Below are 20,242 nucleotides of genomic sequence, written 5' to 3'. Positions count from 1 at the left end.
GGCGGGCCGGCTGAAGATCATTCTTCGGCCAATGAATGGCCGGATGCGGGCGTCAATCGGACACCCTCCGGTTGTCCGGAGTCCACACGTGCAGGGCATCCCCGTCCCTGGACACCGTGTACCAGGTGCCGTCGCTGAGCGCCGTGGGCGTGCCGCAGACCGGCCCCGACAGGCCCTCAGGGCCAGACCAGGCAGTACGCCTGATGCCCCGCGTCATGCAGACGATGGCTGAAATCCTGCCACTCGTGCAGCAGTTGGTAGACGTTGAACGCGTCGCGCGGGCCGCCGCGGTCCGGGACCGTGGACCAGATGAAGGCCGCGGCGCCGACCGATTCCTCGCCGACGCCGCGCAGCGGGTCGACGACCGTCATGGGGAGTTTGACCACGGCGTAGTCGGGGTGCAGGACGACCAGTTCCAGCGGGGGGACCCTGTGCAGGGGTATGCCCTGGATTCCGGTGAGGACCATGGCCGCCACCGTCTCCGGTTTGATCTTGGTGAACATGCCGCCCATGCCCAGCTCGTCGCCGCCGAGCTCCTCGGGGCGCATGGAAATGGGCACCCGTGCGGCCGTGGCCCCGTCGGGGGCCCCGAAGTATTTGTACGTCACCCCCACCCGGCCACCACTCCCGCTTCCGGACTGCGCACTGCCGGCCTGTATGCCCTGCCGGCGCTCGGCCTTACGCCGGTGCCGACCCCGGCGGGCAGGCTCGGGCCCCAGGTCGCCGGTCCCTTCGCCCACTTCGCCACCGCGATGCATATCTCATCCACCCGACTACTACTTAGGAGACACAGCCCCCGCCGCGCAACCCGATCATCGTGCCAGTGACCTCCCCCGCGGGCTTGGTGTGAAACACCTGTCCGCAAGATCGCCGGAGGCTCTGACACCATGGCTTGTGTGAGCTTTCCCTATGACGCCCCAGTTTCGCAGACGCTTTTCGACCGCGCCTCCCTCGTGACGCCCGGCGGCGTGAACTCTCCGGTACGCGCCTTTCGGGCCGTGGGCGGTACGCCCCGCTTCATGGTGTCCGGCAGCGGCCCGTACCTCACCGATGCCGACGGCCGTGAGTACGTCGACCTCGTGTGCTCGTGGGGGCCGATGATCCTCGGCCACTCCCACCCCGAGGTCATCGCCGCAGTTCAGGAGGCTGTCGCCCGCGGCACCTCGTTCGGTACGCCCGGTGAGGGCGAGGTCGCGCTCGCCGAGGAGATCGTGGCCCGGATCGAGCCCGTGGAGCAGGTGCGGCTGGTGTCCTCCGGCACCGAGGCGACCATGTCCGCGATCCGGCTGGCCCGCGGGTTCACCGGCCGGGCGAAGGTCGTGAAGTTCGCCGGCTGCTATCACGGGCACGTCGACGCGCTGCTTGCCGCCGCCGGGTCCGGGGTCGCGACCTTCGGTCTGCCGGACACCCCGGGCGTCACCGGCGCGCAGGCCGGGGACACGATCGTGCTGCCGTACAACGACCTGGAGGCCGTGCGGGCCGCGTTCGCCGCGCACCCCGGTGAGATCGCCTGTGTGATCACCGAGGCCTCGCCCGGCAACATGGGCGTGGTGCCGCCGCTGGACGGTTTCAACGCCGGGCTCAAGGAGCTCTGCGCCGAGGGCGGCGCGCTGTACATCTCCGACGAGGTCATGACCGGATTCCGTACCTCGAAGGCCGGCTGGTTCGGCGTCGACGGCGTGCGGCCCGACCTGATGACCTTCGGCAAGGTCATGGGCGGGGGCTTCCCGGCCGCGGCCTTCGGCGGGCGCGCCGACGTGATGGCGCACCTCGCCCCGGTCGGCCCCGTCTACCAGGCGGGCACCCTCTCCGGGAACCCGATCGCCACCGCCGCCGGTCTCGCCCAGCTGCGGCTGCTCGACGACGCGGCGTACGCGAAGGTCGACGCGGTCTCCGCGGAGATCCGGTCCCTGGTGAGCGAGGCGTTCACCAAGGAGGGCGTCGCGCACACGGTGTCCGCGGCGAGCAACATGTTCTCCGTGTTCTTCACGGAGCAGCCGGTGCGCAACTACGAGGACGCCAAGAAGCAGGAAGCTTTCCGCTTCACCGCCTTCTTCCACTCGATGCTGTCGCAGGGCGTCTATCTGCCGCCGTCCGCGTTCGAGTCCTGGTTCGTCTCCACCGCCCACGACACGCAGGCCGTCGAGCGGATCGCCGCGGCCCTGCCCGCCGCCGCCCGCGCCGCCTCGGAGGCCACCTCATGAGCGAGACCAGCAGTACCAGCCGTGCAGACAGCGCGCGTCAGGACATCACGGTCGTTCATCTGATGCGGCACGGGGAGGTGCACAACCCCGAGGGCGTGCTCTACGGACGCCGTCCCGGCTACCACCTCTCCGAGCTCGGCCGGCGGATGGCCGACCGGGTGGCCGAGCACCTGGAGAAGCGCGACATCACCCATGTCGTCGCCTCCCCGCTGGAGCGCGCCCAGGAGACGGCGATGCCGATCGCCAAGTCGCACGGCGTCGACCTGGCCACCGACGAGCGGCTGATCGAGGCGGCCAATGTCTTCGAGGGCAAGACCTTCGGGGTCGGCGACGGTGCACTGCGCAAGCCGGACAACTGGAAGCACCTCACCAACCCCTTCCGCCCGTCCTGGGGTGAGCCGTACATCGAGCAGGTCGTACGGATGATGGGTGCCCTCGACGCCGCACGCGACGCGGCCCGTGGGCACGAGGCGGTCTGCGTCAGCCACCAGCTGCCGATCTGGATCGTCCGGAGCTTCGTCGAGCGACGACGGCTCTGGCACGACCCGCGCAAGCGGCAGTGCACGCTGGCCTCGCTGACCAGCTTCACGTACCAGGGCGACAAGATCGTCTCGGTCGGCTACACCGAGCCGGCCCGCGACCTGGTTCCTGCGCACCTGCTGGCCGGAGCGAAGCCGGTGAAGGGGAAGTCCAAGGCGTTCGGCGCGTAGCCGGGACTTCTCGACCCGCACGGGCCCCTGCCGATGTGTCGGCCGGGGCCCGTGGTGCGTTCGGGTCAGGAACAAGGTCACGTCAGGAGTGGAGTCTGGTCACGCACAGAATTGTGTGTGAGCCAGCGGAACCCCCGCGTTGTTTCGCGCATCTAAGCCTTCGTTAGTTTGTGTGCAGTTGGGTCGGAACGACCGCAGATGGGGACGCCATGCGCGACATCAGCCGAAGGAGTCTGCTCGGAGCCGGACTGGGGGGCGCGGCTGCCATCGGGATGGCGGGCTGCGGTTCCCGCCACTCTTCCGAACGGGGCCGGCCGGAACCCGGCCCCAAGGAGAGGGCGGACGGCAAGGCCGAGGGGGACGGCGCCAAGGACGAAGAGGTCCGCGAGATCGGGGACGGTTCCACCGCGGACACCGGGGAGCAGCCGAACCAGCCTTCGGCGCCGGTCCCGCTGGAACCCGGCCAGACCCCGCCGCAGTTCGTGATCTTTTCCTGGGACGGGGCGGGTGAGGTCGGCACCGGGCTCTTCCCGCGCTTTCTCGAACTCGCCAAGGAGCACGACGCGGCGATGACCTTCTTCCTCTCCGGGATCTACCTGCTTCCCGAGTCGAAGAAGTCCTTGTACCGGCCGCCCAACAACCGCGTCGGCGCCTCCGACATCGGCTATCTCACCGATGCTCACATCAAGGAGACGCTGGGCCACATACGCAGGGCCTGGCTCGACGGTCATGAGGTCGGCACGCATTTCAACGGGCATTTCTGCGGCGGTTCCGGATCGGTCGCCCACTGGACGTCCGCCCAGTGGGAGAACGAGATCGATCAGGCGGTCTCCTTCGTCACCGAATGGCGCACCCATACCGGCTGGACCGACCTCGACCCGCTGCCCTTCGACTACCGCAAGGAACTCGTCGGCGGCCGCACCCCCTGTCTGCTCGGCCAGAACAATCTGCTGCCCACCGCGCGCAGACTGGGCTGGCGCTACGACGCGAGCTCGCCCGGCGGCACCCAGGTCTGGCCCAGGAAGCGCCAGGGCATATGGGATCTTCCACTGCAGGGCATGCCGTTCCCCGGGCACACCTTCGAAGTGCTGTCGATGGACTACAACATCCTCGCGAACCAGTCACGGAACACCACCCGGGGAATGACCTCGCGCTATCCGGAATGGCGCACCCAGGCCACTCGGTCGTACCTCGCCGCTTTCAACCGCGCGTACGGGTCGAATCGCGCACCCTTCTTCATCGGCAACCACTTCGAGGAGTGGAACGGCGGCATCTATATGGATGCGGTGGAAGAGACCCTCAAAAGGATCGCCGGGAAGCCGGATGTGCGGCTCGTGTCCTTCCGGCAGTTCGTCGACTGGCTCGACGTGCAGGATCCGGCCGTGCTCGCGAAGCTCCGCACGCTGGAGGTCGGCCAGTCGCCCGACGGTGGCTGGAACACCTTCTTTAAACGGGCCTGACAACGGGCTTTACGGGCACCGAGGGGGGTGAACAAGATCCCCGAAACAGCCATGCGAAACTTTTCACATGAGCTCTGGCCGCGCACCCCGACGCCGCTTCACCCTGCTCGCCGCCCCCGCAGCGGCCGCTGCACTGGCGCTGACCCTGACTGCCTGCGGCGGTGACGGCAACAAGGCCGGCGGTGGCGGTAATTCGCACTTCGTCACCGGTAGTGGCGGGATCTCCACCGTGGCCAAGGCGGACCGCCAGGACGCGCCGAAGCTCGACGGAACGACTCTGGACGGCAAGCCCCTCGACGTCGCCGACTACAAGGGCAAGGTCGTCGTGCTGAACGTATGGGGCTCGTGGTGCGGCCCCTGCCGGCTGGAGGCCAAGCACTTCGCGAAGGTGTCGAAGGAGACCGCGAGCCAGGGCGTCCAGTTCATCGGGATCAATACCCGGGACGCCGAGAAGGGCCCGGCGGTGAACTTCGAGAAGGACAACGACATCACCTACCCGAGCTTCTTCGACCCGATCGGGAAGCTCATCCTGCGCTTTCCCAAGGGCACGCTGAACCCGCAGGCCATTCCTTCGACCGTGGTCATCGACCGGGACGGGAAGATCGCGGCCCGCACCCTCGTCGCCCTCGACGACGTCAAGCTCCACAAGATGATCGACCCGCTGATCGCGGAGAAGTGATTCCGTGCTCACCCTTGCCGCGCTTCCGGGGCAGAACGAGACCGTGATGAACGGGGCGCTGATCGTCGCCCTGCCCATCGCCGTACTCGGCGGGCTCGTCTCGTTCTTCTCGCCGTGCGTCCTGCCTCTCGTGCCCGGCTATCTCTCGTACGTCACCGGCGTCAGCGGCACCGATCTGGCGCAGGCCAGGCGGGGGCGCATGGTCGCGGGAGCCTCGCTCTTCGTGCTCGGCTTCACCGCCGTGTTCGTCTCCGGCGGCGCGCTCTTCGGCTTCTTCGGCCAGACGCTCCAGGCTCACAGCACCACGCTCTCCAAGGTCCTCGGTGTGCTGATGATCCTGATGGGGATCTTCTTCATGGGCCTGATGCCGTGGATGACGCAGCGCGAATTCCGTATCCACAAGAGGCCGGTGACCGGACTGGCGGGCGCACCGCTGCTGGGCGCCCTCTTCGGGATCGGCTGGACCCCGTGCCTCGGACCGACGCTCAGCTCGGTCAGCATCCTCGCGATGGACCAGGGCACCGCCGGACGCGGGGCGATACTGACCATCGCCTACTGCCTCGGGCTCGGTGTGCCCTTCGTGCTCGCCGCGGTCGCCTTCCGCAAGGCGCTCGGCGCGTTCGGCTGGGTCAAGCGCCACTACGCATGGGTCATGCGGATCGGCGGCGTCATGATGATCGCGACCGGGCTGCTCCTGCTGACCGGTGTGTGGGGCAGCATGATGCAGGAATTGCAGGGCTGGTCCGACGGCTTCACGGTGGGGATCTGAGTTCCAATGAGCAACACCAAGTCCAACGCGGCCGAAGAGCGCGCGAACGAGCGCGAGCGTGAGAGCCGGCAGGAGCGGGAGAACGCGGCCGAACTCGGCGCGGCCGGCTCGCAGCTCTCCACCGCCCCGCGTGAAGAGGCCCTGGCCACGCTGCCCGCCATGGGCGTCATCGGCTGGGCGCGCTGGTTCTGGCGCCAGCTCACCTCGATGCGGGTCGCGCTGATCCTGCTCTTCCTGCTCTCGCTCGGCGCCATCCCCGGCTCGCTGATCCCGCAGAACAGCGTGGACGAGCTGAAGGTGCAGACCTTCAAGGAAGCCCACACCACCGTCACGCCGATCTACGAGAAGCTCCAGTTCTTCGACGTATACAGCTCGGTGTGGTTCTCCGCGATCTACATCCTGCTGTTCATCTCCCTCATCGGCTGCATCGTGCCGCGCACCGGCCAGTTCATCGGCCAGCTGCGCAGCCGGCCGCCGGGCGCCCCCAAGCGGCTGACCCGGCTGCCCGCCTACACGACGTGGCGCACCGACGCCGAACCCGAGCAGGTCCGCGAGGCCGCGCTCGCGATGATGCGCAAGCGGCGCTTCAGGGCGCACGTGGACGGCGATGCGGTCGCCGCGGAGAAGGGCTATCTGCGCGAGGCCGGGAACCTGATGTTCCATATCGCGCTGATCGTCATGCTGGTGGCCTTCGCCACCGGGCAGCTCTTCAAGTCCGAGGGCGGCAAGCTGATCGTCCAGGGCGACGGCTTCTCCAACACGCTGACGCAGTACGACGACTTCAAGTCCGGTTCGCTGTACGACCCCGACTCGCTCGCCCCGTTCAGCTTCACCCTCGACAAGTTCGTCGGCACGTACGAGCGCAGCGGCCCGCAGATCGGCACGCCCCGCACGTACGAGGCGCACGTCACGTACTCCGAGGGTGCGTACGGCAAGCCGAAGAAGGCGGTCATCAAGGTCAACGAGCCGCTGGTGGTCGACGGTTCCAAGGTCTATCTGATCGGGCACGGCTACGCCCCGGTCGTCTCCGTCAAGGACGGCAGGGGCAAGGAGGTCTACAAGGCCGCCGTGCCGCTGCTGCCGATCGACTCGAATGTCACCTCGACCGGTGCGATCAAGGTGATGGACGGCTACAAGGACGGGACCGGCAAGAGGGACCAGCTGGGCTTCCAGGCGTTCTTCGTGCCGACGTTCGCGGGCAACGGCAAGGGGACGATGTTCTCCCAGTTCCCGGCCGCCGACTTCCCGGTACTGGCCCTCAACGGGTACCACGGCAGCCTCGGTGTCGACTCCGGACTGCCGCAGAACGTGTACCAGCTGAACACCTCGAAGATGGAGCCGTTCGAGGACAGCAAGGGCGACAAGCTGAAGCAGCGGCTGCTGCCCGGCGAGACGATGAAGCTGCCGGACGGCGCCGGATCGATCACCTTCGAAGGCGTCGAGCAATGGGCCAGCTTCCAGATCTCGCAGCAGCCCGCCAGCGGCTGGGCGCTCACCGGAGCCATCGGGGCCATCGCCGGTCTGGCCGGGTCGCTGTTCATCCAGCGGCGCCGGGTCTGGGTCCGGGCCGTACGGGGAGCGGACGGCGTCACCGTCGTGGAGATGGCGGGGCTGGGCCGCAGCGAGTCCGCGAAGCTTCCCGAGGAGCTGGCCGATCTCGCGGTCACCCTCCATGACGTGGCGCCCACCGCGCCCGACGACGCATCTGCCGAAGCACTTTCCGAAGAACCTGCCGAAGGGGCTGAGAAGTGAATCTCGCCGCCGCAACCAACGAGAATCTGGCACACACCAGCAATGTGCTGATCTATTCGTCGATGGCCGTCTACACCCTGGCCTTCTTCGCGCACATCGCGGAGTGGGTGTTCGGCAGCCGCAGCAAGGTCGGCCGCACCGCCGCCGCGCTGACCGGGGACGGTGCCGCCGCCTCCCCGGCGAAGATCCAGGTCCAGGTCGCGCAGAAGGGCGGCGCCACCGCCGTACTGGACCGGCCGAAGATCATCACGAGGTCCGCCGCCGGCTCGCGGGACGTCCCGGACGGCCCCGGCGCCGCCGGGGGCACGTTCAAGGGTGACCTGTACGGGCGGATCGCGGTCTCCCTGACCGTCGTCGCCTTCCTCGTCCAGGCCGGTGGTGTCATTGCCCGCGCGATGTCCGTGCAGCGTGCCCCCTGGGGCAACATGTACGAGTTCTCGATCACCTTCTCCACGGTGGCCGTCGCCGCGTACCTGATCCTGATGGCGCTGAAGAAGAACGTCCGCTGGATGGGCCTGCTGCTGGTCACCACCGTCCTGCTGGACCTCGGCATCGCGACCACCGTGCTGTACACCTCCAGCGACCAGCTGGTGCCCGCACTGCACTCGTACTGGCTGTGGATCCACGTCTCCACCGCCATCATCTGCGGCGCCGTCTTCTACATCGGCGCGGTCGCCACGCTGCTCTACCTGTTCCGCGACAGCTACGAGAGCAAGCTGGCGAACGGCACCGAGCCCGGCTCCTTCGCCCAGTCCGTGCTGTCCCGGCTGCCCGCCGCGGCGACCCTCGACAAGTTCTCGTACCGCATCAACGCCGCCGTCTTCCCGCTGTGGACGTTCACGATCATCGCGGGTGCGATCTGGGCGGGCGACGCCTGGGGCCGCTACTGGGGCTGGGACCCCAAGGAGGTCTGGTCCTTCATCACCTGGGTCGCGTACGCCTGCTACCTGCACGCCCGCGCCACCGCGGGCTGGAAGGGCCGCAAGGCCGCCTACCTGGCGCTGATCGCGTTCGGCTGCTGGCTCTTCAACTACTACGGCGTGAACATCTTCGTCACCGGCAAGCACTCCTACGCCGGCGTCTGACCGTTCCCGCGTACGGGTGCGGAACGCGCCCCACCGGGCCACGCTGGAACCATGACCGACGCGCTCCCCGTGATCGAACGTGGTACCGCCGAGACCCACGGTGACCATCACCTCCTGCGGTTCGTGCTCCGGCTGCCCCACCCCGTCCCACGGGTGTGGGCAGCCGTTGCCAGTTCCGAGGGGCTGCGGGGCTGGCTCGCCGCCGCCGACCCGTTCGAGCCACGCATCGGCGGGGCGATCACACTGCGCTGGCTCAATACCGACCCGGACGGGAACGCCACGGTCGCCTCCGGCACCGTCACCGCCTGGGACATCGAGCGCGTCGCCGAGTACACCCTCGCAGGGGTGCATGGCCGGATCCGCTTCCACTTGGAGCCGCCGCGCGGCGACCACGTGCTCCTGCGCTTCAGCAACGAGTTCCACGGCGACGACGCGCTGCGGCTGGACTGCCTCGCGGGCTGGCACAACCACTTCGAGTACCTGGTGGACGCCCTGGACGGGCACCCCGCCGACTGGTCACGGTGGACCCTGAACCGATGGCGGGAACTGCGTGAGAGCTACGGTGCGGACGACGGCGGCAAGCAGTTCTGAGCCGGGGGCTTCCCCTCCGGCCAGGCGATCGCCGCGAACCGCTGGGAGTCGGCCCCGGGCGCCAGTTCCACCACCGGCACCGCTGTTCGGTACCGATGTCCTCGTTCCACAGGTCGGGGTGGTCGCGGATGAACTCTCGCATCAGGGCGGTGCATTCGGGGTCGTCGAGCAGTACGACCTGGACGCCGTGCTCGGCCAGCCAGCCGTGGCCGCCGTGGAAGGTGGCGGCCTCGCCCTCGAAGCGCCCCGCAGGAGCGGACAGCGCGGCTGCCCCGGCCCGAACGGCCGGGGCAGCCGCTGTATCCGTGAGCCTGCGCGCTACGAGGCGGGCGGAGCGGACTCCTCGGGACCGGCCCCGCTCTCCCGGCGCTTGAGCTCCTCCTCGCGGCGGCGCAGATCCGCCTCCCAGTTCTTGAGGAGCGACTCGTCCTTCTTGTTCTCTTCCTTCAGCGTCCTCAGGAATTCCGGATTGTCGTCCGGTGCCACCCATTCGTGGCGGTGATTGCGGTGCCATTCGGAGGGCGTACGGCCTCCGGCGGGCACCTGACGCAGCTTGCCGGCGGCCAGCCACACGATCGGGCCGACGATCCAGAAGAGCAGGATGATGAAGACCCAGGCGATCTTCGGCAGGTGCTTGGCCTCGTCCTCCGGGGTGTTCAGACAGTCGATGAACGCGTAGATCGTCAGCGCCAGAGGCAGGAGATAGATCAAGGCCCGGAACATGGTGGAAGGTTCCCCCCGCGGAGAGATGGCGGGGCACTGTCCCGCCCCGGTGACGGGCCCAGGGTAGCCCGTGGCCGATACTGGATCGCATGGCTTACGACGATCTTCGTTCCCTCCTCCGGGCGCTGGAGCGCGAGGGCGAGCTCAAGCGCATCAAGGCCGAGGTCGACCCCTACCTGGAGGTCGGCGAGATCGTCGACCGCGTGAACAAGGCGGGCGGCCCGGCGCTGCTCTTCGAGAACGTCAAGGGCTCGTCGATGCCCCTGGCCATGAATGTCTTCGGGACCGACCGGCGGCTGCTGAAGGCGCTCGGGCTGAAGTCGTACGCCGATATCAGCGACAAGATCGGCGGCCTGCTGAAGCCGGAGCTGCCGCACGGCTTCGTCGGAGTGCGCGAGGCGTTCGGCAAGCTCGGCTCGATGGTGCACGTGCCGCCGAAGAAGGTGAAGTCGGACAGCGCCCCCGTGCAGGAGGTCGTCTTCACCGGGGACGACGTGGACCTGGACCGGCTGCCCGCACTCTTCACCTGGCCCGAGGACGGCGGCTCCTTCTTCAACCTGGGGCTCACCCACACCAAGCACCCGGAGACCGGCGTACGGAACCTGGGGCTCTACCGGCTCCAGCGCCACGACCGGCGCACCATCGGGATGCACTGGCAGATCCACAAGGACAGCCGCAATCACTACCAGGTCGCCGCCAAGCGCGGGGAGCGGCTGCCCGTCGCGATCGCGTTCGGGGCGCCGCCCGCGGTGACGTACGCGTCCACCGCCCCGCTGCCCGGGGACATCGACGAGTATCTGTTCGCCGGGTTCATCCAGGGCAAGCGGATCGAGATGGTCGACTGCAAGACCGTGCCGCTGCAGGTCCCGGCGCAGGCGGAGGTCGTCATCGAGGGGTGGCTGGAGCCCGGGAAGATGCTTCCCGAGGGGCCGTTCGGCGACCACACCGGGTTCTACACGCCGCAGGAACCGTTCCCCGCGCTGACCATCGACTGCGTGACCATGCGGAAGCGTCCGCTGCTCCAGTCGATCGTGGTGGGCCGGCCGCCGACCGAGGACGGGCCGCTGGGGCGGGCCACCGAGCGGTTCTTCCTGCCCCTGCTCAAGATCATCGTGCCGGACATCGTGGACTACCACCTTCCGGAGGCGGGCGGCTTCCACAACTGCGCGATCGTCTCGATCGACAAGAAGTACCCGAAGCACGCCCAGAAGGTGATGAGTGCCATCTGGGGCGCGCACATGATGTCGCTGACCAAACTGATCGTCGTCGTGGACTCCGACTGCGACGTCCACGATCTGCACGAGGTCGCCTGGCGGGCGCTCGGCAACACCGACTACGCCCGGGACCTCACTGTCACCGAAGGCCCGGTCGATCATCTCGACCACGCCTCCTACCAGCAGTTCTGGGGCGGCAAGGCGGGCATCGACGCGACGAAGAAGTGGCCCGAGGAGGGCTACACCCGGGACGGGGGCTGGCCGGACATGGTCGAGTCCGACCCGGAGACGGCGGCGAAGGTCGACCGCCGATGGAAGGAGTACGGGCTGTGAGTGCGGCCGAAGCGACGCTGGGCCCCGGGCCCGCGCAACCGACCGGCAGGGTCAAGGCGTTCTTGCGGCTCGTGATGATCGAGCACTCGGTCTTCGCGCTGCCCTTCGCCTACATCGCCTCGCTGACCGCGATGTTCCACCTCGACGAGAACATCCACTGGGTGCGCCTGCTGCTCGTCACCGTCGCGATGGTCGGGCTGCGCACGTTCGCGATGGCCGCGAACCGGATCATCGACCGCGAGATCGACGCCCGTAATCCGCGTACCGCCGGCCGTGAGCTGGTCACCGGTGCCGTCTCCGTGAGGTCGGCGTGGACGGGCGCGCTCGTCGCGGTCGTCGTCTTCCTCGGCGCCGCCGCGCTGCTGAACCCGCTGTGTCTGGCGCTCGCGCCGATCGCCGTCGTGCCGATGGTCGTCTATCCGTACGGCAAGCGGTTCACGCACTTCCCGCACGCCATCCTCGGCATCGCGCAGGCCATAGGGCCCATCGGGGCCTGGCTGGCGGTCACCGGGAGCTGGTCGTGGGACGCGGTGATACTCGGCCTCGCGGTCGGCGTCTGGATCGGCGGCTTCGACCTGATCTTCGCCTGCCAGGACGTCCAGGCGGACCGCGCGCACGGGGTGTTCTCAGTCCCGGCCCGCTTCGGGATCCCGGCCGCGCTGTGGGGGGCGCGGGTCTGCCATGCGGTGACGACCGGGCTGCTGGTCTGGTTCGGCCTGGCGACGGGTGCTGAGCTGCTCTACTGGATCGGGATGGTGATCGTCGCCGTGGCGTTCGTGTACGAGCACCGCGTGGTGCGGCCGCACGATCTGTCCCGGCTGAACCGGGCGTTCTTCTCCGTCAACGGATTCATCGGAATCGCGCTGTTCGCATGCGCCCTGCTGGACCTGCTGGTGCGCGGCCTCACACCGTGAAGGCGGGTGGTACGGGGCGGGGGGTACGGCGCGGGCGGCGGAACGCGAACGCTGCGCCCACCCCTCCGATCAGCCCGAACAGATGCCCCTGCCAGCTGATCCCGGAGTCGGTCGGCAGGACTCCCCACAGCAGTGAGCCGTAGACCGCGGCGATCACGACGCCCACCACGATGTCGAGCGGCCTCCGGTCGACGAAGCCGCGGACCAGCAGATAACCGAAGAGGCCGAAGACGACGCCGGACGCGCCGAGCGTGACGGTGTGCGGCGGCGCGGTCAGCCAGACGCCGAAGCCGCTGACGACGATGACGGTGAGGACGACGGCGGCGAACCGGCGTATCCCGCCGAGGGCGGCGATGAAGCCGAGGACCAGCAGCGGGACGGTGTTGGAGGCGACATGCTCCCACCCGCTGTGCAGGAACGCGGCGGGCACGATGTCGAGGAGTTCCGCCGGCTCGCGCGGGGTGATGCCATACGTGTCGAGTGCCTGGCCGGTCGCCGTGTCGATGCCTTCGAGCACCCACAGCAGTGCGATCCAGCCCAGCATCAGCGCGCCGGCCGTCATCGCCCGCGCGGAGGTGCCTGTACGGGTACCGGTCACGGCCGCCCCCTGTCCTTGGCCGTCGACGGCCTGTCCTTCATCTGTCGGAACGCGCGAAGCCCCTCGCTCGGTTCCGCAACTCCCGGGCCGGATAGGCTCGGGGGTGTGGAATCCGGGACTTCAGTGAGTCAGCAGCGGCGGCAGCCTTGGATTGTCGGGGTTTCGGGCGCCTCAGGTACACCGTTCGCCGCTGCTGTGCTGCGTGGTCTGCTGGCCGCGGGCGAGAGCGTCGACCTGGTGGTGAGCCGGGCCTCGCGGCTGACGCTGCTGGACGAGACCGGGATCGCCTTCCGCGACGCACGCTGGCAGGAGGACCTGCGGAGCTGGCTGGCGCGCGGCGCGGACGGGAAGCCGGACACCTTCGAGGTGGGCGATGCGGAGCTCGACGGGGTGCGGCACTGGGCGGCCGGTGATCTCGCGGCCGGGCCGTCCTCGGGGTCGTACCCGGCGAAGGGGATGCTGATCGTTCCCGCCTCGACGGCCTGTGTGGCCGGAGTGGCGCTCGGGCTCTCGAAGGATCTGCTGCAGCGGGCCGCGAGCGTGACGCTCAAGGAGCGGCGGAAGCTGGTCGTCGCGGTGCGCGAGACTCCGCTGAACGCATCGACGCTGAAGCATCTGGTGGCCCTGGACGAGGCGGGCGCCGTGGTGCTGCCCGCCTCTCCGGCGTTCTATGCGGGCGCGACGCACATCCAGGATCTGGTGGACTTCGTCGCGGGGCGGGTGCTGGACGCGGCAGGGGTGCCGCACCAGCTGTACCGCCGGTGGGAGGGGAAGCTCGGTGGCTCCCGTGACTGAGGCCGGGTTCGTCCCGGCGGGACTCAGCGCTTCTTCGGGGCGCGCGGGGTGCGGGTCTTGTCGATCCGGTGCGCGGCGGCGGGCTGGTGGGCACGCGAGCGGTTGGCCAGGTCCTGCAGCTCGCGCATCCGGGCGTAGGCCATCTCGATCGTGTACACGGTGTTTTCACTCCTGAGGATTCGAAAGCACTTTTTGAAATATCTGGAAGATTTACAGGGCGTGGGCCCTGTATGCCTTAGATTCTACACGTAAACTCGCGGTACTGCTGAACAATGGAAGGTTTCAGTCATATGGACGCGGTGGACAGGCAGCTCATCCAGGCCCTGAGGGAGAACGGCAGGGCCTCGTACGCCGAGCTGGGACGGCTCGTCGGGCTCTCCGGGCCCAGCGTCACCGACCGCATCAACCGGCTGGAAACCGCCGGTGTCATCACTGGTTACCGCGCCACTGTCGACGCCGCCTCGCTCGGGCTCGGGGTGACGGCCCTGATCGGCATCTCGCTCTCCGACGCCGCCGACCACGAGGACGTGGCGCGCCGGCTCAAGGACCTCGCCGAGATCGAGGACTGCTGGTTCATCGCGGGCGACGACTCGTTCATGCTCAAGGTGCGAGTCGGTGACGTCGACGGCCTGGAGAAGACCATCCGCCGGCTCAGCGGCACGAAGGGCGTCTCCCGGACCCGTACGACGATCGTGCTCTCCACCAAGTGGGAGAACCGGGTCGGGGAACTCCCCGAGGAGCCGTAGGCGTAACGTGGTGGAGCCCCCGGGGGACCGGGGGTTTCTGCCGGTGTCACGGCGGAATCCGGTGGAACGCACAGCACGTCAGAGACATCTGGGAGGCAGCCGCATGGACGTTGGGCTCAAGCGCGAGCTGGAGGAGAAGGTCCGCGCGGGGGAGCGGCTGACCCGCGAGGACGGCATCGCTCTCTACGAGTCGGACGACCTGGCCTGGCTCGGCGGCCTCGCCCACGAGGTGCGCACGCGCAAGAACGGCGACGTCGTGCATTTCAACGTCAACCGGCACCTCAACATGACGAACGTGTGCACCGCGTCGTGCGCGTACTGCTCGTTCCAGCGCAAGCCGGGCGAGAAGGACGCGTACACGATGCGCATCGAGGAGGCCGTCCGCCTCGCGAAGGCGATGGAGGGCGAGAACCTCACCGAGCTGCACATCGTCAACGGGCTGCACCCCACCCTTCCGTGGCGCTACTACCCGCGCTCTCTCAGCGCGCTGAAGGAAGCCCTGCCGCAGGTCTCCCTCAAGGCGTTCACCGCAACCGAGATCCACCACTTCGAGACCATCTCCGGGCTCTCCGCCTCCGAGATCCTCGACGAGCTGATCGAGGCCGGTCTGGAGTCGCTGACCGGTGGCGGCGCGGAGATCTTCGACTGGGAGGTCCGCCAGCACATCGTGGACCACAACACCCACTGGGAAGACTGGTCGCGCATCCACCGCCTCGCGCACGAGAAGGGGCTGAAGACCCCGGCGACGATGCTGTACGGGCACATCGAGGAGCCGCGTCACCGCGTCGACCACGTGCTGCGACTGCGCGAGCTGCAGGACGAGACCGGCGGCTTCCAGGTCTTCATCCCGCTCCGCTACCAGCACGACTTCGTGGACATGAAGGACGGCAAGGTCCGCAACAAGCTCCAGGCGCGGACGACGATGGCGACCGGCGCCGAGGCGCTGAAGACCTTCGCGGTCTCGCGTCTGCTCTTCGACAACGTCCCGCACGTCAAGGTCTTCTGGGTGATGCACGGCGTGCAGACCGCCCAGCTCGCGCTGCAGCACGGCGCGGACGACATGGACGGCTCGGTCGTCGAGTACAAGATCACGCACGACGCGGACAACTACGGCACGCCGAACAAGCTCGGCCGTGACGACCTGCTGGACCTGATCCGGGACGCGGGCTTCCGCCCCGTCGAGCGCAACACCCGGTACGAGATCATCCGCGAGTACCCGGGGCCGGACGCGGACCGTCGTGAGGCGCCGCAGCCGATGCGTGTCTGACGCCCGGCACGTCTCTGCGTACCGCTCCGTACGAAAGCCCCGGCCGCCGTCCCCGGCCGGGGCTTTCTCGCGTACCGGACGGATCTTCAGCCACCCATTCGGTAATAGATAGTCTGCCCTTATGGCGCTTACTTTCGAGCTCGATCCCAAGTTCGACGGCACGCTGCGGGACGGCATCATCGCGCTCTGGGCCGATGTCTCCAACGCGGGCGGAGCTGTCGGCTTCATACCGCCCGTCACCACCGAGGAGATCCGGCCCGAACTGGTCAAGCACCTCGTCTCGATGGCCGAGGGGCACACCCGGCTGCTGGTCGGGTACGACGAGGAGGGGGCCGTCGCCGCCACCGCCTTCCTCACCCGCAACACGCACCGGCTGATGACCCACTGGCTCTGGATCTACACGGTGATGGTCCACCCGCGACACCAGGGCAAGGGCTACGGCCGCGGCCTGATGTCCGCCGTGGCGGAGGCGGCCCGCGGGTTCGAGGGCATCGAGGCGATCCGGCTGACCTGCCGGGGCGGCACCGGCGCCGACCGTTTCTACATGTCGTGCGGTTACCAGGAGGTCGGGCGGGTGCCGGGCGCGATCCGGGTCGCCGACGGGGACGACCGCGACGACATCATCATGCTGCTCCCGCTGGGCTGACAGCAGGAGTCCTCGGGCTGAACCTGCCCGCCGAAGCGATCGATATCGGGGCATGCTTCACTGGTCGGGCAGGATTGTCGTACGTAGAGAGAAGGCCAGCCGTGCCCGCTGCCAAGCCGAGCGCAACGATCCGGTACACCCTGATGCGCCTCAGCATCTTCGTCGGCTGCCTCGTCGTCGTCGCCGTGGCTGTCACCTACGGTCTGCTGCCCTCCGGACTCGGCGGGTCCAACGCCCTCTGGATCGCCTTGCTGGCCCTGGTTCTCTCCGCGCCCCTCAGCTACGTGCTGCTGCGCAAGCAGCGTGACGAGATGTCCGCGCAGATCGCTCCCAGGATCGACCGTGCCAAGGCGCGGCTGGCGGCGAACCAGGGCCAGGAGGACGACGTCGCGTAGCGCGCGCGTGGAGCCCGTGAGGGCCGCGTGCGTATCGGGTAGGGGGATACGTAAGGTTCCTCACAGCCGCAGAGATCTTCTTCGGGCCCCAGTACCGAGCTTCCCGCTCATGTACTGGGGTTTCGTCATTTCCCGGGGCCGGGCAGGTCATGGTTCCCCAAAGAAGATCTTTGAGGCTCTCAAAGTTCAAGTGTTAACGTGTTCGGCATGAAGACAGCTGTGCGCCCCCGCCGTTCGGCGAGCATTCCGCTCGTGGCGCGCCTGCATGTCGATCTCTGCCGCTGTATGTCCGCGGTCTGTTAGCCGCAACGTCGAACCGGCACCATGCAGCGGCGCCGCCCCTGACGCGGGCGCCGCACCCCCGTCCCCCCCCCCGTCTCGCCCCCGTGCGCCCCGATGCGTCACATCAGGAGTGTGTCCGTGTCCGCGAATCCCGCGTCCGCCACCGCCGGCAAGCCGTCCGGCTCCGGATTCCGTATACCCAAGGTCCCGTTCTGGGCCCAGATCATCGCCGGTCTCGTCCTCGGCGTGCTGCTCGGGTGGCTCGCCCGCAGCCAGGACATCAACTGGCTCTACACCACGCTCGACAAGGTCGGCCACCTCTTCGTCCAGCTGCTGAAGCTGGCCGTCGCACCCCTCGTCTTCTTCGCGATCCTGGTGTCGATCACCAACCTGCGCAAGGTCAACAACGCTGCCCGGCTGGCCACCCGGACCCTGCTCTGGTTCATGATCACCTCGCTGATCGCGGTCGCCATCGGCCTCGCGATCGGTCTGATCACCAACCCGGGCTCCGGAACCGGCCTCACGCCGAAGGACGGCAAGCTGCCGGAGCACGCCGGCTCCTGGCTCGACTTCCTCACCGGCATCATCCCGGAGAACGTGATCACCCCGTTCACCGAGCTGAACGTCCTGCAGATCGTCTTCATGGCCGCCGTCGCCGGTATCGCCGCGCTCCAGCTCGGCGAGAAGGCCCAGCCGATCCTCACGCTCAGCGAGTCGATCCTGGAGCTCCTCCAGAAGGCCCTGTGGTGGGTCATCCGGCTGGCCCCCATCGGCACCATCGGCCTCATCGGCTATGCGATCGCCGACTACGGCTGGGACCTGATCGGCAAGTACGCGACGTTCACCGCCGACGTCTACATCGGCTGCGCCCTGGTGCTGTTCGGTGTGTACCCGCTGCTGCTCGCCACCGTCGCCAAGGTCAACCCGGTCCAGTTCTTCAAGGGTGCCTGGCCCGCGATCCAGCTGGCCTTCGTCTCCCGCTCCTCGGTCGGCACGATGCCGGTCACCCAGAAGGTCACCGAGCGTCTCGGCGTCCCGAAGGAGTACGCGAGCTTCAGTGTCCCGTTCGGGGCGACCACGAAGATGGACGGCTGCGCCGCGATCTACCCGGCGCTGGCGGCGATCTTCATCGCCCAGATCTTCGACGTGCAGCTGGGTGTCGGTGACTACGTCCTGATCGCGTTCGTCTCGGTGATCGGCTCGGCGGCCACCGCCGGTCTCACCGGTGCGACGGTCATGCTGACCCTCACGCTGTCGACGCTGGGTCTGCCGCTGGAGGGTGTGGGTCTGCTGATGGCCATCGACCCGATCCTGGACATGATGCGCACGGCCACCAACGTTGCTGGGCAAGTTGTCACGCCGTTGATTGTGGCCTCGCGGGAGAAGATCCTCGACCGCGACCAGTACAACACGGCGACGTCGTCCCCTGTGGACGAGCCGCAGGCTGTGGTTGCCGCCGCCTGACGTCCCCTGGCTCGTCCGGAACGTGTCCTGCACCCTTGGTTGGGTGTGGGGCACGTCCCGTTGACGGAGCTACTCAACTGGATGAGACCGTTCACCATGCGGTGGGGAGCCGGTGAACCTCCCCGGGAGTAAACGCGTCTGCCTGCCTGCTCGTGCCGCATCAGGCAACGTTCGCCCTGTTGTCGTCGGGCGGTGTCAGCTTGGGCTGAGTGGCTCGGTTTGCTCAACGTCGAGCTGGTGATCGGCCCAGACGTAGCTTTCGGGAAGCAGGTCGATGACGGAAAGGGTCCGGAGGCGGTCGTCTGCACCGACGATGACCTTCAGGGCAGGGAAGTAGTCGAGCAGGACCTGTCGGCACCGGCCGCAGGGGGGAACGACGCCCCGGTCACGGTCGCCCACGGCGACGATCGTGTCCAGCTCGTAGGCGCCTTGGGCGGCTGCCGCGCCGATGAGGACCAGCTCAGCACAGGGGCCTCCAGTGAAGTGGTAAGCGTTCACCGCGGTGATGATCCGGCCGTCCTGGGCGCGGGCCGCAGCCGCCATGGTGTGGTTGTCGCCCCGGCAGCGAGTGCGCGCGACGTGGGCCGCGGCCCGAATGAGTTCGTGGTCGACGTGGTGGGTTTGCGTGGTCATCGTCTCTGCCTTCGTAAGGTGTCAGACACCCCATGTCGTTGGGGTGTCAAGCGGGCTGGGGGTAGGCGTGGTGTGACCACGCAGTGGCTTCGTCGTAGGTGGTGCGGGTCTTGAGGCAGCCGTGGAGGATGCCGACGAGGCGGTTGCCGAGCTGGCGGAGGGCGGGGTTGTAGCCGGCCTCGCGGGCTCGTTGCTTGTCGTAGTAGCGACGGGCTCCTGGCGAGGCCCGCAGTGCGCAGAAGGCTTGGGTCTGGAGCGCGTCGGCCAGGCGGTTGTTGCGGACGTAGCGGGCCTGGACGGTGCGGGTCTTGCCGGAGGCCCGGGTGACGGGGCTGGTGCCGGCGTAGTTCTTGCGGGCCTTCGCAGAGGTGTAGCGGGTGGGGTCGTCCCCGAACTCGGCGAGCACCCGGGCGCCGGTGATCTCACCGATGCCGGGCATCGAGAGGTAGATCTCAGCGTCCGGGTGCGCGAGAAAATGCGCTTTCACCTGTACTTCCATCGCGTCGATCTGCTCGTTCAGCGCGATGATCAGGCGGGCGTGGGCGGTGGCTGCGGCCGCGTAGGCGGCGGTGACCGGCTCGGGCAGGCCGAGCTGCGGCTCGCGCAGGGCGGTCTGGACGGTGGCCGCTTTCGCGTCCCGGTTGCGGCGGCAGTGCCGGGCCAGGACGGCCGTGATCTGGGTGCGGGTCAGCTTCGCCGCTGTTGCAGGTGTGGGTGCCTTGATCAGCAGTTCCAGCGCGTCTGTGCTGGTCAAGGCCAGGTCAGCGTAGGCGGTCAGCGCGGCGGGGAAGTACTCCCGCAGCGTGGAACGCAGCCGCTGGAAGGTGCGGGTGCGTTCCCAGATCAGGGTCTGGTGGGCGCGGGCGACGACCTTGACGGCCTGGGCCGCCTCGCTGTCGCCGGCCACCGGCCGCAGCTGGGCCCGGTCGATCCGGACCATGTCCGCCAGCGCGTGAGCATCGCCCTTGTCGCTCTTGGCGCC

General features: G+C 68.3%; 22 protein-coding genes and 1 pseudogene. 16 read left to right on the top strand and 7 right to left on the bottom strand.

Annotation, left to right across the window (positions count from 1 at the left end):
• Positions 1-176: 176 nt before the first annotated feature.
• Complete coding sequence (locus tag ACIBB8_RS29360; protein WP_398957162.1) at positions 177-758, bottom strand: hypothetical protein; 582 nt, start codon at positions 756-758, stop codon at positions 177-179.
• A gap of 129 nt (positions 759-887) precedes the next feature.
• On the opposite strand from ACIBB8_RS29360, the gene hemL reads away from it, so the two are divergent.
• The 8 genes from hemL (at position 888) to ACIBB8_RS29320 (ending at position 9,250) form a co-directional block, all read left to right on the top strand.
• On the top strand, positions 888-2,204 hold the full coding sequence (gene hemL / locus ACIBB8_RS29355) for a glutamate-1-semialdehyde 2,1-aminomutase (protein ID WP_398957161.1): 1,317 nt from the start codon (positions 888-890) through the stop codon (positions 2,202-2,204).
• Positions 2,201-2,914: a histidine phosphatase family protein gene (locus tag ACIBB8_RS29350; protein ID WP_398957159.1), complete on the top strand. Its 714-nt coding sequence runs from the start codon at positions 2,201-2,203 to the stop codon at positions 2,912-2,914. The genes hemL and ACIBB8_RS29350 overlap by 4 nt, the downstream gene beginning before the upstream one ends.
• A gap of 209 nt (positions 2,915-3,123) precedes the next feature.
• Positions 3,124-4,374, top strand: a complete 1,251-nt coding sequence (locus ACIBB8_RS29345) for a hypothetical protein (protein WP_398957156.1) — start codon at positions 3,124-3,126, stop codon at positions 4,372-4,374.
• A 67-nt stretch (positions 4,375-4,441) separates the two neighbouring features.
• Positions 4,442-5,053, top strand: a complete 612-nt coding sequence (locus ACIBB8_RS29340; protein ID WP_366689079.1) for a TlpA disulfide reductase family protein — start codon at positions 4,442-4,444, stop codon at positions 5,051-5,053.
• Between the two features lie 46 nt (positions 5,054-5,099).
• Positions 5,100-5,822, top strand: a complete 723-nt coding sequence (locus tag ACIBB8_RS29335; protein ID WP_398957246.1) for a cytochrome c biogenesis CcdA family protein — start codon at positions 5,100-5,102, stop codon at positions 5,820-5,822.
• Positions 5,823-5,828: 6 nt separating this feature from the next.
• The gene (locus tag ACIBB8_RS29330) at positions 5,829-7,574 is read left to right on the top strand and encodes a cytochrome c biogenesis protein ResB (RefSeq protein WP_398957154.1); all 1,746 of its coding nucleotides are present in this window, start codon (positions 5,829-5,831) and stop codon (positions 7,572-7,574) included.
• Positions 7,571-8,659 carry a c-type cytochrome biogenesis protein CcsB gene (ccsB, locus tag ACIBB8_RS29325; RefSeq protein ID WP_398957152.1) on the top strand — a complete coding sequence of 363 codons (1,089 nt, stop codon included), beginning with the start codon at positions 7,571-7,573 and terminating at the stop codon, positions 8,657-8,659. The genes ACIBB8_RS29330 and ccsB overlap by 4 nt, the downstream gene beginning before the upstream one ends.
• 51 nt (positions 8,660-8,710) lie before the next feature.
• On the top strand, positions 8,711-9,250 hold the full coding sequence (locus ACIBB8_RS29320) for an SRPBCC domain-containing protein (RefSeq protein ID WP_398957150.1): 540 nt from the start codon (positions 8,711-8,713) through the stop codon (positions 9,248-9,250).
• A gap of 91 nt (positions 9,251-9,341) precedes the next feature.
• On the opposite strand, the pseudogene ACIBB8_RS29315 reads toward ACIBB8_RS29320, so the two are convergent.
• Both ACIBB8_RS29315 and ACIBB8_RS29310 read right to left on the bottom strand, forming a co-directional pair.
• Positions 9,342-9,485: pseudogene (locus ACIBB8_RS29315) on the bottom strand (nucleoside deaminase); the annotation flags it as partial.
• 83 nt (positions 9,486-9,568) lie between these two features.
• Entirely contained in the window at positions 9,569-9,973 is a 405-nt protein-coding gene (locus ACIBB8_RS29310) for a PLD nuclease N-terminal domain-containing protein (RefSeq protein ID WP_398957148.1), read from the bottom strand.
• Positions 9,974-10,062: 89 nt separating this feature from the next.
• Here ACIBB8_RS29310 and ACIBB8_RS29305 point away from each other — a divergent pair, with 89 nt between their 5' ends.
• A complete protein-coding gene (locus ACIBB8_RS29305) occupies positions 10,063-11,520 on the top strand; it encodes a menaquinone biosynthesis decarboxylase (protein ID WP_398957146.1) in 1,458 nt (485 codons plus the stop codon).
• Positions 11,517-12,434, top strand: a complete 918-nt coding sequence (gene mqnP, locus ACIBB8_RS29300; RefSeq protein WP_398957144.1) for a menaquinone biosynthesis prenyltransferase MqnP — start codon at positions 11,517-11,519, stop codon at positions 12,432-12,434. Before ACIBB8_RS29305 ends, mqnP begins: the two co-directional genes overlap by 4 nt.
• Here the strand turns inward: mqnP and ACIBB8_RS29295 are convergent.
• Positions 12,424-12,996: a rhomboid family intramembrane serine protease gene (locus tag ACIBB8_RS29295; RefSeq protein WP_398957243.1), complete on the bottom strand. Its 573-nt coding sequence runs from the start codon at positions 12,994-12,996 to the stop codon at positions 12,424-12,426. The genes mqnP and ACIBB8_RS29295 overlap by 11 nt on opposite strands.
• Before the next feature lie 159 nt (positions 12,997-13,155).
• Between ACIBB8_RS29295 and ACIBB8_RS29290 the strand changes: the two genes are divergently transcribed.
• Positions 13,156-13,827, top strand: coding sequence for a UbiX family flavin prenyltransferase (locus tag ACIBB8_RS29290; RefSeq protein WP_398957242.1), 672 nt, complete (start codon positions 13,156-13,158; stop codon positions 13,825-13,827).
• Between the two features lie 23 nt (positions 13,828-13,850).
• Here the strand turns inward: ACIBB8_RS29290 and ACIBB8_RS29285 are convergent, their stop codons facing one another.
• Complete coding sequence (locus tag ACIBB8_RS29285) at positions 13,851-13,985, bottom strand: hypothetical protein (protein WP_266984549.1); 135 nt, start codon at positions 13,983-13,985, stop codon at positions 13,851-13,853.
• Positions 13,986-14,117: 132 nt separating this feature from the next.
• Here ACIBB8_RS29285 and ACIBB8_RS29280 point away from each other — a divergent pair, with 132 nt between their 5' ends.
• From ACIBB8_RS29280 to ACIBB8_RS29260, 5 genes are all read left to right on the top strand, one after another.
• Complete coding sequence (locus tag ACIBB8_RS29280; RefSeq protein WP_366136140.1) at positions 14,118-14,573, top strand: Lrp/AsnC family transcriptional regulator; 456 nt, start codon at positions 14,118-14,120, stop codon at positions 14,571-14,573.
• A gap of 103 nt (positions 14,574-14,676) precedes the next feature.
• Positions 14,677-15,840, top strand: a complete 1,164-nt coding sequence (gene mqnE / locus ACIBB8_RS29275) for an aminofutalosine synthase MqnE (protein ID WP_366689086.1) — start codon at positions 14,677-14,679, stop codon at positions 15,838-15,840.
• A gap of 121 nt (positions 15,841-15,961) precedes the next feature.
• Positions 15,962-16,486, top strand: coding sequence for a GNAT family N-acetyltransferase (locus ACIBB8_RS29270; protein ID WP_398957139.1), 525 nt, complete (start codon positions 15,962-15,964; stop codon positions 16,484-16,486).
• A gap of 101 nt (positions 16,487-16,587) precedes the next feature.
• Positions 16,588-16,881 (top strand): DUF4229 domain-containing protein, encoded by a 294-nt coding sequence (locus tag ACIBB8_RS29265; protein WP_398957137.1) that lies wholly within the window; start codon positions 16,588-16,590, stop codon positions 16,879-16,881.
• Positions 16,882-17,301: 420 nt separating this feature from the next.
• Positions 17,302-18,627 carry a dicarboxylate/amino acid:cation symporter gene (locus ACIBB8_RS29260; protein ID WP_398957135.1) on the top strand — a complete coding sequence of 442 codons (1,326 nt, stop codon included), beginning with the start codon at positions 17,302-17,304 and terminating at the stop codon, positions 18,625-18,627.
• Between the two features lie 195 nt (positions 18,628-18,822).
• Here the strand turns inward: ACIBB8_RS29260 and ACIBB8_RS29255 are convergent, their stop codons facing one another.
• Both ACIBB8_RS29255 and ACIBB8_RS29250 read right to left on the bottom strand, forming a co-directional pair.
• Positions 18,823-19,260 (bottom strand): cytidine deaminase family protein, encoded by a 438-nt coding sequence (locus ACIBB8_RS29255; protein WP_398957133.1) that lies wholly within the window; start codon positions 19,258-19,260, stop codon positions 18,823-18,825.
• A 46-nt stretch (positions 19,261-19,306) separates the two neighbouring features.
• The coding region (locus tag ACIBB8_RS29250; RefSeq protein WP_398957131.1) for an IS110 family transposase at positions 19,307-20,242 on the bottom strand (936 nt) is incomplete at its 5' end.

Origin of the sequence: Streptomyces sp. NPDC051286, from assembly GCF_044455345.1 — a bacterium.
Lineage (GTDB): Bacteria > Actinomycetota > Actinomycetes > Streptomycetales > Streptomycetaceae > Streptomyces.
Note: the sequence above shows the minus strand (reverse complement) of the source record. Positions and strands in the feature narration are given on the sequence as shown.